The 13,417-nt window shown below is 70.9% G+C and carries 11 protein-coding genes; 2 read left to right on the forward strand and 9 right to left on the reverse strand.

Features of this window, described 5'->3' with window-relative positions; genetic code table 11:
* The first annotated feature begins 41 nt into the window (after nucleotides 1–41).
* The gene (locus O1Q96_RS43485) at nucleotides 42–512 is read left to right on the forward strand and encodes a PPOX class F420-dependent oxidoreductase (protein WP_269253327.1); all 471 of its coding nucleotides are present in this window, start codon (nucleotides 42–44) and stop codon (nucleotides 510–512) included.
* A gap of 7 nt (nucleotides 513–519) precedes the next feature.
* Here O1Q96_RS43485 and O1Q96_RS43490 read toward each other — a convergent pair whose 3' ends face one another.
* The 6 genes from O1Q96_RS43490 to O1Q96_RS43515 form a co-directional block, all read right to left on the reverse strand.
* Nucleotides 520–1,293, reverse strand: a complete 774-nt coding sequence (locus tag O1Q96_RS43490) for a TetR/AcrR family transcriptional regulator (RefSeq protein WP_269253328.1) — start codon at nucleotides 1,291–1,293, stop codon at nucleotides 520–522.
* Nucleotides 1,294–1,369: 76 nt separating this feature from the next.
* The gene (locus O1Q96_RS43495; protein WP_269253329.1) at nucleotides 1,370–2,854 is read right to left on the reverse strand and encodes an MFS transporter; all 1,485 of its coding nucleotides are present in this window, start codon (nucleotides 2,852–2,854) and stop codon (nucleotides 1,370–1,372) included.
* A 147-nt stretch (nucleotides 2,855–3,001) separates the two neighbouring features.
* Entirely contained in the window at nucleotides 3,002–5,239 is a 2,238-nt protein-coding gene (locus tag O1Q96_RS43500; protein ID WP_269253330.1) for an ArnT family glycosyltransferase, read from the reverse strand.
* A complete protein-coding gene (locus O1Q96_RS43505) occupies nucleotides 5,236–6,744 on the reverse strand; it encodes a bifunctional glycosyltransferase family 2/GtrA family protein (RefSeq protein WP_269253331.1) in 1,509 nt (502 codons plus the stop codon). The genes O1Q96_RS43500 and O1Q96_RS43505 overlap by 4 nt, the downstream gene beginning before the upstream one ends.
* A gap of 14 nt (nucleotides 6,745–6,758) precedes the next feature.
* The gene (locus tag O1Q96_RS43510) at nucleotides 6,759–8,375 is read right to left on the reverse strand and encodes a sensor histidine kinase (protein ID WP_269253332.1); all 1,617 of its coding nucleotides are present in this window, start codon (nucleotides 8,373–8,375) and stop codon (nucleotides 6,759–6,761) included.
* A complete protein-coding gene (locus tag O1Q96_RS43515; protein WP_254644338.1) occupies nucleotides 8,372–9,112 on the reverse strand; it encodes a response regulator transcription factor in 741 nt (246 codons plus the stop codon). The genes O1Q96_RS43510 and O1Q96_RS43515 overlap by 4 nt, the downstream gene beginning before the upstream one ends.
* A gap of 239 nt (nucleotides 9,113–9,351) precedes the next feature.
* Here O1Q96_RS43515 and O1Q96_RS43520 point away from each other — a divergent pair, with 239 nt between their 5' ends.
* On the forward strand, nucleotides 9,352–10,614 hold the full coding sequence (locus O1Q96_RS43520; protein ID WP_269253333.1) for an outer membrane protein assembly factor BamB family protein: 1,263 nt from the start codon (nucleotides 9,352–9,354) through the stop codon (nucleotides 10,612–10,614).
* Between the two features lie 97 nt (nucleotides 10,615–10,711).
* Here the strand turns inward: O1Q96_RS43520 and O1Q96_RS43525 are convergent, their stop codons facing one another.
* The 3 genes from O1Q96_RS43525 to O1Q96_RS43535 form a co-directional block, all read right to left on the reverse strand.
* Nucleotides 10,712–11,617, reverse strand: coding sequence for an amidohydrolase family protein (locus O1Q96_RS43525; RefSeq protein WP_269253334.1), 906 nt, complete (start codon nucleotides 11,615–11,617; stop codon nucleotides 10,712–10,714).
* A 178-nt stretch (nucleotides 11,618–11,795) separates the two neighbouring features.
* Complete coding sequence (locus tag O1Q96_RS43530) at nucleotides 11,796–12,701, reverse strand: DUF2797 domain-containing protein (protein ID WP_269253335.1); 906 nt, start codon at nucleotides 12,699–12,701, stop codon at nucleotides 11,796–11,798.
* Nucleotides 12,701–13,156: an HGxxPAAW family protein gene (locus O1Q96_RS43535; protein WP_269253336.1), complete on the reverse strand. Its 456-nt coding sequence runs from the start codon at nucleotides 13,154–13,156 to the stop codon at nucleotides 12,701–12,703. Before O1Q96_RS43535 ends, O1Q96_RS43530 begins: the two co-directional genes overlap by 1 nt.
* Between the last annotated feature and the right edge of the window lie 261 nt (nucleotides 13,157–13,417).

Genomic DNA, 13,417 nt, shown 5'->3' on the forward strand with positions numbered 1-13,417 from the left:
AGGAGCAGGCTCAGCCGTGGCCGAGCGCCTAAGCTGCCCGTATGGCACCGAACATCGCGACGAACACCTCTGTTTCGCTGGACGAGTTGCTGGACTTCGTACGGCCCCGGCACCGCGCCGTGCTGCTGACCCGCAGGGCGGACGGAAGCCCGCAGGGGTCGCCGCTGACCTGTGGAGTGGACGACTCGGGCCGCATCGTCGTCTCCACCTATCCGGAGCGCGCCAAGACCCGCAACGCCAAGCGCGACGACCGGGTCAGCCTCATCGTCCTGAGCGACGAGTGGAACGGCCCCTGGGTGCAGGTCGACGGCACGGCCGAGGTGATCGACTCCCCCGAGTCGGTCGAGCCGCTGGTCGAGTACTTCCGGAACATCTCGGGTGAGCACCCGGACTGGGACGAGTACCGGGCGGCGATGCTCAAGCAGGGCAAGTCGATCATCAGGATCACCCCGGCGAAGTGGGGTCCGGTCGCGACGGGCGGCTTCCCGGCAGGGCTCACCCCGCAGGAGTAGGCCCGGCTCACCCCTCCCCGCGGAGCACCGTCGTCTCGATACCGGTGATCACCAGGTCCAGGGCGAAGTGGAAGTCCCGCTCGTACATCTCCTCGACGGTGCTGCCCCCGCGGGCCCGCATGATCTCCTTGGACTCCTGGAACACGTCGTCGAGTTCGGGCGCCTCCCTGAGCGTGCTCAGGGACTGCTGGAAGAACTCGTCCGGGCTCATCCCCGCCTCGGCCGAGCGCACCGTGAAGTGGCCCTCGATCGTGCCGAAGCCGTACACGAACTGGAAGACGGCGGAGATGGCCCCCGTCAGCCGGTGCGTGGGCAGCCCCGTTCTGCGGATCACCCGTTGCACGGTGCGCGAGAAGGCGACCGCCCGGGGCCCGATGTTGAGGAACGTCCCGGCGAGCGGCGACGCCCAGGGGTGCCGTACGAGCAGGGCACGGTAGCCGGAGGCGATCGAGCGGAGCTGGTCCCGCCAGTCCTCGCCGGAGTCCGGATCGGGCAGCTCCAGTTCGCCGTGGATCGCGTCCAGCGCGAGTTCGAGAAGATCGTCCTTGGTGTCCACGTACCAGTAGACGGACATCGCGGTCACGTTCAGCTCGGCGGCCAGCCGCCGCATGGAGAATCTGGCCAGTCCCTCCGCGTCGAGGAGCCGCACCGTGACCTCGGTGATCCGGTCCCGGTCGAGCGAGGACGGCTGGCCGCCCCGGGCGCCGCCGCGCGGGGCCTTGCCGTCCAACCAGACACTGGTCCGCGCCGGGCGCTCGGCCCGGTCGGCTGCCCTCACCATGGCGTACCTTCCTCGTGACTCCCGCAAGGGGCGCCCCCGGAACACCGGGGCCGCCCCGCCCTGATGCTAAGCGGCTTCAGGCCGCCGCCTTCACCGTCACCGCGGAGTCTGCCCCTTCGGCCCGCCGGAGCAACGCGGCGGCCAGCAGTCCGCCGAGGAGTACGGCGACCGCGCCCACCAGCTGGCTGGTCTCCAGGCCGGAGGAGAAGGCGTCCTTGATCCGGGCCCGCTCGCCGGCCGACTCCGCGGAGGCGAGCGCCGCCGGGAGGGACGCCGCGGCGAAGGGGATCAGCGCGGCGAAGCGGGCGTTGAGGACGGCGCCGAGGACCGCCACACCGAGGCCGTTGCCGAACTCGGCCAGCGTGCCGTTGACGCCCGCGCCGACGCCCGCCTTCTCCGGCGGGATCGCGCTCATGATGGCGTGCGCCATGGCGGGGTTGGCGATCGCGCAGCCGGCGCCGATGAGGAGCAGGCCGAGCAGCGTGCCCGTGTAGCCGCTCGCCGCGAGGGTCGCGATCGACACGAGGCCGCCCGACATCAGCACCATGCCGAGCGCGATCGACACCGGCGTGCCGAGCTTCACCGTGAACTTGGCCGACAGACCGGTGAAGTTGAGGGCCACCACGGTCAGGGCGAGCGGCGCCGTGCGCAGGCCCGCCTCCAACGGCCCGTACCCGAGGACGAACTGGAGGTGCTGGGTCAGCAGGAACAGCGCGCCACCCATGCCGAAGGTGATCAGCACAGCGCCGGCGACCGCGCCCGTGAAACGCCGGTCCCTGAAGAAGTGCAGGTCCAGCATGGGGTGGGGGATCCGGCTCTCCCAGTACGCGAAGAGGGCCAGGACGACGAGCGCCAAGGCTGCCACGGCGAGGACGCGGCCGGAGGTCCAGCCGTGCTCCGGGCCGGTGATGATCGCGTACACGAGGGCGGTCATGCCGGTCGTGGAGAGCAGCGCGCCGAGGAGGTCGGGGCGGTCGCCGCGCGGATTGCTGGACTCCGGTACGAGGACGATCACCGCGCCCAGTGCCAGCGCCACCACCGGCAGGTTGACCAGGAAGATCGCGCCCCACCAGTAGTGGTCGAGCATGAACCCGCCGAGCAGTGGCCCGGTGGCGAAGCCGAGGGCGTTGACGGCGCTCCAGATGCCGATGGCCCTCGGCTGCTCGTCGGGCGTGAAGATCTGCATCGCGACGGCGAGCGTGGTGGTGAGCAGGAGCGCGCCTCCGACGCCCATGCCCGCGCGGGCGGCGATCAACTGCCCGGTGGTGTCGGCGAGTCCGGCGGCCAGTGAGCCGATGCCGAACAGGACGAGACCGGCGACCAGCATCTTCTTGCGGCCGTACCGGTCGGCGGCGCTGCCGGCGCTGAGGAGGAGGCCCGACTGCACCAGCGAGTACGCGTTGATCATCCACTGGATGTCCGCGGTGCCCGCCCCCAGCTCCTCGGTGAGGGAGGGGATCGCGACGTTGAGCACGGTGTTGTCGAGCAGCACGGTGAGCTGCGCGAGACAGATGACACCGAGGATCGGCCAGCGCTGGGGGTGACCTTGCGAGGGGGGCATGCCATACACCGTAGAACAACTCCTGTACGGCGTACAACGCGGGGAGGGGGCGGTGGCCGGGGCACCGCGCCCCGGCCACCGCCCCCTCTGTCCCCGTTCCTTCCGTCGCCGTCCTCGGAGTGCCGGCTCGTCGTGCCGCACGTCGTGCTAACTCGTCGGCTGCGTCAGGTCGTAGAAGGTGGACGAACCCACCGTCACCTCCTTGAAGTTCTCCTGCACCCATTCGCTGATCTGGGATCCGGTGCCGGAGCTGCTGCCGCCACCGCCGCCCATGGAGCCGGAGGAGATGAAGTAGTGGATCTTCCCGTCGGCCACGTACTGCTTGAACTGGGCCAGTGTCGGCGACGGGTCGCTGCCGTTGAAGCCGCCGATCGCCATCACCGGGTCACCGGTGGAGAGCTGGTAGCTCGCCGCGTTCTGCGCGCCGATGGCGGCCGCGGCCCAGGTGTAGTCCCCGGAGTTCTTCTCCAGGAGCGTCTTGGCCTCGGAGCTGACCGTGGCACCGTTGAGCAGACCGCCCATGCCGCCGCCCATGCGACCGCCGTCGCCGGTGCCGCCGCCCTGCTGGGTCCGGCCGTTCTGACCCGTCTGGCCGTTGCCGTTCTGCTGGGTCTGGCCGTTGCCGCCCGGCACACCGCCGGTGGGAGGCTGGCCCGTGCCGCCGCCCTGCTGGTTCTGGCCGGTGCCGCCCTGCTGGTTCTGGCCCGGCATACCGCCGCCACCGGGGCCGCCGCCCATGCCGCCACCGCCGCCAGGACCGCCGCGACCGCCCGAGACCGCGGGACCTGCCGTGACGATCGAGCCGGTGTGGCCCTCGTTCAGCGTGGTGAGGGTGTACGCCGTCGGACCCGCGAGGGCCGCGACGAAGCTGAGCCCCACGACCGCGAGGGCGAGCCGGCGTCCGAGCCGCGAGACGAAGACCAGGCCGAGCGCGGCGACCAGGCCGCCGACCAGGACCAGCCACTTCAGCCAGGGCAGGTAGTCGGAGGAACGGTTCAGGAGGACGTACCCCCAGGCCGCGGTGGCCGTCATCCCGGCGGCCATGGTGAGCGAGACCCACATCCGGCCGCGCTCCTCCCACAGCACGCTCGCGCCCATGCCGATCACGGCGGCGACGTACGGGGCGAGGGCCACCGTGTAGTACTCGTGGAAGATGCCCTGCATGAAGCTGAAGATCACCATGGTGATCAGCAGCGAGCCGCCCCAGGCGAGGAACGCGGCACGGGCCGTGTCCGTCCGCTTCGCCTTCCGGGTGAGGACCATGCCCGCGGCGAGCACGATCAGCGCGGCCGGGATCAGCCAGGAGATCTGACCGCCGATGGACGAGCTGAACATCCGGTCCCAGCCGGTCTCGCCCCAGCTGCCGCCACCGCCACCGCCGCCACCTCCGACGCTGCCGGTCTCCTCGCCGTTGATCCGGCCGAGTCCGTTGTAGCCGAAGGTCAGTTCAAGGAAGGAGTTGTTCTGCGAGCCGCCGATGTACGGGCGGGAGGACGCGGGCCACAGTTCGACGATCGCCACCCACCAGCCGCCCGCGACGATCATCGACAGGCCGGCGAGGAGGACCTGGCCGATGCGCCTGCGCAGGGTCGTCGGCGCGAAGATCACGTAGATGAGTGCGAGCGGCGGCAGGATCAGGAAGGCCTGGAGGGTCTTCACCAGGAAGGCGAGACCGACGGCCGCGCCCGCCCACACCAGCCACTTCGTCTGTGCCTTCTCCATGGCGCGCAGCACGCAGTAGACCGTGACGGCCATCAGGAGCGCGAGGGCCGCGTCCGGGTTGTTGAAGCGGAACATCAGCGCGGCGACCGGAGTGAGCGCGAAGACCGCCATCGTGATGAAGCCCGCCGTGGCGCTGAACCGGCGGCGCACGGCCCCGTACAGCACTCCGGCCGTCGCGACCGCCATGAGCACCTGCGGGAACAGGATCGCGAAGGAGTTCAGGCCGAACAGCCGCACCGAGAGGGCCATCGGCCACAGCGAGGCCGGGGGCTTGTCGACGGTGATGGCGTTGGCCGAGTCGAGCGAGCCGAAGAAGAAGGCCTTCCAGGACTGGCTGCCGGCCTGGACGGCCGCGGAGTAGAAGGAGTTGGCGTACCCGGAGGCCGTGAGGTTCCAGGTGTAGAGCGCGCCGATCAGCAGCAGCGTGCCGAGGAACGCGGGACGCGTCCACCGGTGGTCCTCGGGCCGCCCGCGCCACAGGCGGCGCGCGAAGGGCTGCCGGGGGCTGCCGTCCTCGGGGGCGGCCGGCGGACCAACCGCGGGCTCCTGTACGGCGGTTGCCCCGGCCGGGCCCGTCTCGCCCGGCGGTCCCCAGGAGGGGTTCGCGCCCCCGGAGGAGCCGGCACCTCCCGTGTGGGTCGTGTCGTGCTGAGTCGTCGTCATCGCGCGTTCCTCGGATCGTGATCGTTCGGGCGCACCGGCTGAAGCCGCATGGTCGCGTCCCCCCAGGTCTGGTGGTCGAGCGGAGTGTGGGCCGTGTCGTACGGAGCGGACGTCGGGCCGTACGCGGACGTCCGGCCGCGGGGCGCGGCGGACGTCGTGCTGTACGGGGACCGCGGGGCCGTCGCGTGGGCGGGCGACGCGGGTCCGGCCGGCACGTGCGGCACGGCGGGCGTGTGAGAGGCGACGACGGTCGACGGTGACTCGTCGTGCCGGTCCGGGAACACCCAGGCCCGGAAGAGCAGGAACCGCAGCACGGTCGCCGCGAGGTTGGCGACGATCAGGACCGCCAGTTCGGTGGAGTGCGCCGGTTCGTCCGTCGCCGCGTTCAGGGCGGCGAGCGAGCCGCTGGTGAGGGCGAGTCCGATGCCGAAGACGACCAGGCCCTGCGCCTGGTGCCGCACCGCCCCGCTCCGGCCGCGTACGCCGAAGGTCAGGCGCCGGTTGGCCGCGGTGTTGGCGACCGCCGAGACGAGCAGGGCGAGCGCGTTGGCGACCTGCGACCCCGAGAACGTACGGAAGCCGCTGTAGAGCAGGAGATAGAACAGCGTGGACAGCGCGCCCACGACGCAGAACCCGACGAGTTGACGGGCGAGACCCTTCGGTACGCCGCTGATCTCACGGTCGCGCGGATCGTCACCGAACGGCCGGGCGAGCCGGTCCAGTGCCAGCGAGCCGGTGGCGAGAGCGCGTCCCACGCGCCACACGCCCTTCAGGTCGTCGGTCGCGGTCCTCACGATGTGCACCGTCGAGTCCGGGTCGTCCACCCAGTCGACCGGCACCTCGTGGATGCGCAGTCCGGCCCGCTCGGCGAGGACCAGCATCTCGGTGTCGAAGAACCACCCGGTGTCCTCGACGAGCGGCAGCAGCACCTGCGCGACATCGCGCCGGATCGCCTTGAAGCCGCACTGCGCGTCGGAGAACCGGGCCTGCAGCGAGCCGCGCAGGATCAGGTTGTACGTCCGGGAGATGAACTCCCGCTTGGCGCCCCGCACCACCCGCGAACTGCGGGCGAGCCGCGAGCCGATCGCCAGGTCCGAGTGACCGGAGATCAGCGGGGCGACCAGTGGGAGAAGCGCGTTGAGGTCGGTGGAGAGGTCGACGTCCATGTAGGCGAGGACCGGGGCGTCCGAGGCGGACCAGACGGTGCGCAGCGCCCGGCCGCGTCCCTTCTGCTCCAGCCGGAACGACCTGACCTCGGGGACCTCCGCCTCCAGCCGCGCCGCCACCAGCGGAGTGGTGTCGGTGGACGCGTTGTCCGCGATCGTGATGCGGAACGCGTACGGGAAGGTGCGGGCCAGGTGCTCGTGCAGTCTGAGCACACACGGCTGGAGGTCCTTCTCCTCGTTGTAGACGGGGATCACTACGTCCAGGACAGGCGTACCGGCATGTCCGGCCGGGAGGTGCTCCCGCGCCGGCAAGTTGCCGGGAGAAGGTTCGGTTCGCATGACAACGACTGTCGTCAAGCGCCCTGTTGCACCCATGTGGTCGTGCTGTGCTGTGCCTGTGAGTACGGTTGTGAATTCGTTGAGGAAATGAACGCCCCATGAGAATGGGGCTCCTGCGGTGCCAGCGCGGGCAGATGCACGGTGAAGACCGTGTGCCCGGGCACGCTGTCGACGGTCACGGCACCGTCGTGCGCGGCCACGACCGCCTGCACGATGGCGAGCCCGAGCCCGGTGGACCCGGAAGCCCGCGAACGCGACGAGTCGCCTCGCGCGAACCGTTCGAAGACATGCGGCAGCAGGTCGGACGGGATGCCCTGCCCGTTGTCCTGGACGTCCACACACACCCACGGCCCTTGGCGGCGCACGCGCGCGGTCACCGTCGTACCCGGTGGTGTGTGCGTACGCGCGTTCGCGAACAGGTTCACCATGACCTGCTGGACGCGGGCGGCGTCCGCCATCACCAGCGCGGGCTCGTCGGGCAGTTCCAGGCGCCACACGTGCTCCCGCCCCGCGGCACGGGCGTCGCTCACGGCGTCCACGACCAGCGGGGAGAGGTCGGTGTGCTCGTAACTCAGCGGCCGTCCGGCGTCGAGGCGCGCTAGCAGCAGCAGGTCCTCGACGAGGCCCGTCATCCGCCCGGCCTCGGACTCGATCCGGCCCAGCGCGTGCCGGGTGTCGGGCCCGGTCTCCTCACGTCCGCGTCTGGTCAGCTCGGCGTACCCGCGGATGGACGCCAGCGGGGTACGCAGCTCATGACTGGCGTCCGCCACGAACTGCCGTACCCGCGTCTCGCTCTCCTGGCGGGCGTGCAGGGCGCCGTGGACGTGGTCGAGCATGCGGTTGAGGGCGGCACCGACCTGCCCGACCTCGGTGTGCGGGTCGGTCTCGGACTCGGGAACACGCTCGTTGAGCGTCACCTCGCCCGTGTGGAGGGGAAGTTCGGAGACGCGGGTGGCGGTGGAGGCGACTCTGCGGAGGGGGCGGAGGGCCACGCTCACGATGGTGGCTCCGGCGAGCGAGGCCGCGATGAGACCGGCGGCCGTGACGCTGACCTCGACGATGATGAGAGTGCTGAGCGTGTTCGTGACGTCCTCGGTGGGCAGGCCCACGTAGAACGAGCCGTTCTCGCCGCTCTGGTACTGGACGTGGTACTCACCGAGTCCCGGCAGCGTGACGGTGTGCGGCTCGCCGTCCCGCGGCACATCCGCGAGCACAGCCTGCTGTGCCGCGGTGAGCGACTGGGGTTCGACGTCCGGTATGCCGTCGTCGCCCTTCGTCTTCTTGCCGACCTTGGATTCGGTGATGCTGCCGCCCGTGACCTTCGCGGCCACTGTGCCGCTGGGCTGCAGGCCCTGGCTGACGAACGCCGTCAGCGACTTCTTCAGCTTGTCGTCGCCACCGGGACCGCGCTGGTCACCGCCCGGATTCAGCGGGCCCGCCGCCCTCATGGCGGCGTCACGCAACGAGTCGTCGAGCTGCTCGTACAGGTGCGAGCTGAGCGCGATGGTCGTCACCGTGCCGATCACCGCGCACACCACCGCGATGAGCGCGACGGACGCGACGACGAGCCGCGTCCGCAGCGTCCGAGGCTGTCGGCGCCGCTGCCTCCGCAGCTGTCGTCGCCCGCTCACGACGTCGCGGGCTTGATCAGATACCCGGCGCCGCGCCGCGTGTGGATCATCGGCTCACGACCGGCGTCGATCTTGCGGCGCAGGTACGAGATGTAGAGCTCGACGACGTTGGCCTGCCCGCCGAAGTCGTACGACCACACGCGGTCGAGGATCTGCGCCTTGCTGAGCACCCGGCGCGGATTGCGCATCAGGAACCGCAGCAGCTCGAACTCGGTCGCGGTGAGGTGGATGCCGTCCCCGGCGCGCGCCACCTCGTGACTGTCCTCGTCCAGGGTGAGGTCACCGACGACGAGGACGGAGTCGGAGCGCCGGTCGGCGGCACCGGAACGGCGGATCAGGCCGCGCAGCCGCGCCACGACCTCTTCGAGGCTGAAGGGCTTGGTGACGTAGTCGTCGCCGCCGGCGGTGAGCCCGGCGATCCGGTCCTCGACCGCGTCCTTCGCGGTCAGGAAGAGTATGGGCACGTCGGGCAGGTCGCGGCGCAGACGGCCGAGGACGGTCAGCCCGTCCATGTCGGGCAGCATCATGTCGAGGACGACGGCGTCGGGCCGGAACTCGCGCGCGGTCTGCACCGCACCGGTCCCGTCGCCCGCGCTGCGGATCTGCCACCCTTCGTAGCGAAGGGCCATGGACAGCAGCTCGGTGATCGAGAGCTCGTCGTCCACCACAAGCACGCGGACGGGGCTCCCGTCCGGCCTCAGCAGTTCGGTGCGCCCCTGGGGCGAGGTCGTGGTCATAGCGCACACACTGCTGGGCCGCTCTGAGAGCACGCTTTCCGGAAGCTGTGAATACCCTGAGAAACGCACAGGGACCTCTCAGGGAACCCCCTGGCGGTTCCTTGCCTCCGCGGACGGCGGCGGGGGAGGATCCGTCCGCCGCCGGTCATGGTGATCAGGGGCGCGGCCTGAGGGGGGCTCTGGTGGCGGGTGGTACGGGCAGACCTGTGACTCTGCTGGGACAGCCGGGTCCTGTGCGCATGCGCGAGAACCCGGTGTTCGTGGCACTCGTCATCGTGTTGCTCATGCTCCCGGTGCTCTTCTTCATCCGTTGGTACGAGAACCGTGACGTGGTCACCGGCGCACAGGGGCCCTTCCCTGCGGCGTTCGGTCCCGAGGCACCGGTCGCACCCGAACACGTCATGCACCGGAAGAGCGGCTTCGACGTCCTGGTGCACGGCCTTTCCGTGTCGTCGACGCCGGACGGCATACGGGTGGTGAACCTGCGGACCGGCAAGGAGTACTGGCGCTACGAGCGACAGGACACGGACTCCGTCCTGATGTCGTTCGACGTGTCGGAGCGCACCGTGGTGATCGCCTACTGGGACAGCATCCTGGTCGGAGTCGATCTGCGCACCGGCAGGCAGCTGTGGCGTGAGGAACTCGGATACGCCGATGGCTTCCGCAATGTGAGCCTCGGCGCCGGCCAGGCCCTGACCGCGGCGCCCGGCGCCGTGCGCGCCTTCGACGAGCGCGACGGCCGCAGCCTGTGGACGGTGAGGACACCCAGGTCCTGCGCCGAAGTGAGCGTCCACGCCGTGTACGCCCTGCCGGACCACGTGAGCGCGGTCCCCGTGCGGTGCAACATGTCGAGTACCGCCACGGAGAAGGAGGAGCACTACCTGCTGCTCGGCGTCGACAACCGGACGGGGGAGGCCCTCTGGCAGCGTCGCATCAGTGACCCCGGCCGGGCGGTCCTGGGCGACACGCACACGCTGGCCGCCCCGCCACCGGACCTGGACAACTCATCGGCGGTCCAGCTGCTCGACCTGAGCCGGGAGGGGGCCGTTCCGAGCGCCGAAATCGACACCAAGGCCTGGAATCCGGTCGGAGCGGGCGATGGCACCGTGCTGCTGGCCACCGACGCCGGGGGCGACGGCGCCGCCGACCACGACACCGTCCTGCACGCCTACGACATCGAGGACGGCCACCTCACCTGGCGGCTCAAGGCACCGACCGGCCAGGAGTACGGCTCCGGCGTGATCGCCGACGGCCGGGTGTACCTCGTGCGTCAGCCGCTCCTGAACAGGTCGAACGTCGGCGACCGGGTCCGGGAGGCCGAGCTGCTCGTCCTCGACGCGGACACCGGACGCACACTCCACACCCTGCGCCTGCCGGCCATGCGCGTGCCCTACGACGACGTCCACTTCATGAAACTCGACGTCCATCAGGTCACCGACGGAGCACTCAGTCTCTCCTGGCGGGAACTGTCGACCGACGAGCAACTCGTCATCACCGACTGAGCCGGAGACCGTTCCTTGCCCGGCTGTTCGGGTCCTCCTCACCGGCAGTCGCCCCACGAGCGTCGTCCCACGAGCGGTCACCCCACGGGTCGTCGCCTCACAGCCCGAACAACCGCGCCCCGTTGTCGTGACAGACCGCCCGCAGCCACTCGTCCCCCAGCCCGAGCCGCTCCAGCGCCCGCAGCTGATGGACGTACGGATAGGGGATGTTGGGGAAGTCGGTGCCGAGCAGGACCCGGTCGCCGACGCCGGAGAGGCGGGGGAGCGCCCGCCGGGGAAACGGCGCGAGCCCCTCGCTGAAGTCGGTGAACGCCATCGTCGTGTCCAGCCGCACCTCGCCGTACCGCTCGGCCAGTCCGAGGAAGTCCTCGTACTCCGGCATGCCCATGTGCGCGATCACCAGCCGCAGCCGCGGATGCCGCGCGAGCACCCGCCCGACCGGCTCCGGCCCGGTGTGCTTGCCGGGCGAGGGCCCCGAACCGCAGTGGATCACCACGGGGACCCCCGCCTCGGCGAGCAACCCCCAGACCGGAGCGAGCAGTTCGTCGGCCGGGTCGTACGCCCCCACCTGGACGTGCGCCTTGAAGACCCGGGCCCCCTCCTCCACCGCCTTTCGCACGTACGCCGCCACACCGGGCTCGGGGAACAGCGTCGCCGTGTGAAGGCAGTCAGGGGTCCGCCGGGCGAAGTCGACGGCCCATTGGTTCAGCCACTCGGCCATGCCCGGCTTGTGCGGGTAGAGCATGGCGGTGAAGGCCCGCACGCCGAACTCCCGCAGCAGGCCGATCCGTTCGCTCTCCTCGGCCCGGTAGGTGTTGGGCCACTCGACACCGCCGGTGAGGGGCCCGATCCCGTCGAAGTACGCCCAGACCTTCCTCAGGACCGACTCGGGCATGAAGTGGGTGTGGACGTCGACGAGCCCGGGAAGGCCGAGCCCCTCCCAGAACCGCCGTACGTCGTCGGCCTCGACTTCGCCCTCCCGCCCCGACGCCCGGTCAGCCATGCCCACGCTCGCAACCGATGGATGGATGATTCATGCCGCCAACTCTCGTCCCCACCGGCACAGCACGTCCAGGGCTGCTCCCGGGGCCTCCGGAGCGGCTCGATCTCCCGACCATCGTCCGGCGCCCCGCCCCGCCTCACCTTCCCTGCCCCTCCCGGCCCTCTCCCGGCAGAAGCGTTCAGAAGAGTCCGTCCTGAACTCCGCCGAACTCCCGCACAGGCACGGTGATTTCCCCCAGTCCACCGCGCTCACCCCGATCACCCCGCTCTTCGCCGCCGGACCCGGCCGCTGCGGTCAGTTCCCACCCGGTCATGAGCCGGGTATCGAGCACGACGACCCCCCGCCCGGTCCGAAGGTGCAGGTCGGGCCCGGCGGCGGCGACCAGCTCCCCGCTCACGGCACCGCCCGGGACAAGCTCGCCGACCACGGCGACGGCCGCCGGCAGCCCGTCGAGCCCGAACACTTCCGCGTGATCGACAGCCTCGAACGGCATCCGCTCCAAGGCCTCCGGCCACCCGTCGAGCCCCACGGCCCGCGCGTGCAGCTCCCGGACCTCCGCCTCCCGTGCCCCCGCCTCCGGCAGCGCACTCCGTACGCCCCGCTTGGCGTCGTACGCGATCCGGTCCGGCACTCCCAACGCCGTACGCAGCAACTCCTCGCTGCGCCGGGCGGACATCAGCGGCCCCCGCCCCAGCCAGGTGAAGACGACGGCTCCCTGCTCCAGCAGCCGTGCCGACCCCCGCTCGACGGCGGTGATCCCGACCTTGACCATCCCGGGTCCGAACCAGGCCAGATAGACGGAGTAGGGCCTTGGATCGTCGGCGATGGTGTCGGCGGCAACGGAATGCGCCCGGTCCAGCCGGGAACACTCCTCGCACCGGGCCCCGACACTGCGCCCGGAGACGGCAGCCACGACAGGGCAGCTGTGCCCACGTGCCCCGACACACGTCCGCTCGCCCCCGCCCACGACGGCGAACGCGACTCTCTTCCCCCACGGCAACGCACTGCGACGCCCCCCGTCCCACGTCAGCACGGGCTCCCGCCCGTCCCACCGAAGCCCCCTGCACTTCCATACGTGTGCCATCACTCACGAGAGTAGAGGCCGACACTGACAGCGGGGCCAGGACTGTCCACCGTTGACTCCGTCCCCGTCGCCTTCCCCGTCGCCGTCGCCGTCGCCTTCCCCTTCCCCGTCGCCTTCCCCTTCCCCGTCGCCGTCGCCGTCGCCGTCGCCGAACGATGCCCCCGCCCGGCCAATCGGCACCCGACGCATCCGGGATGACCGAGCCGCGCGGCACGATCCCGCACCCGCCACCCCCGCTCGGCGACCGGCCGGATCCCGGGCGGCTTGCCCCACCCCGCCAGATGCAGTCCCCAGGTCACCAGCGCACTCAGCGCCACGACCCCGAGTCCCAGCCAGATCCCGGCCGCCGACCCCAGACACATCCCCGCCCCGGCCACCGACGTCCCCGCCGCGGCTGTCGCGAACCCGGTCCACCCGGCGAGGGTGTGCCCTTCGTCGTGGTGATGCTCACTCATGTCCAGCCTCCCGATCGCCGACCGCAAAATTCCTTAGCAAGTAAGGAATTTATCTCACGAACTAAGGGAATGGCCACAGGGGGACAGAGGAAGCAGGGAGACGGTCGTCACGACGGCAGCGAGGAGTGCGACGCAGGCCAGACGCCCGACACCAGGGAGACTGGCCGCAGCAGAGGGAGAACGGCAGAAGGCCGGACGGCAGGATGGGTGTGCGGGAAGGCCGACGCCGGGAGAACCGGTGCGAGGAAGACCGATACGGGG

It is taken from the genome of Streptomyces aurantiacus (assembly GCF_027107535.1).
Lineage (GTDB): Bacteria > Actinomycetota > Actinomycetes > Streptomycetales > Streptomycetaceae > Streptomyces.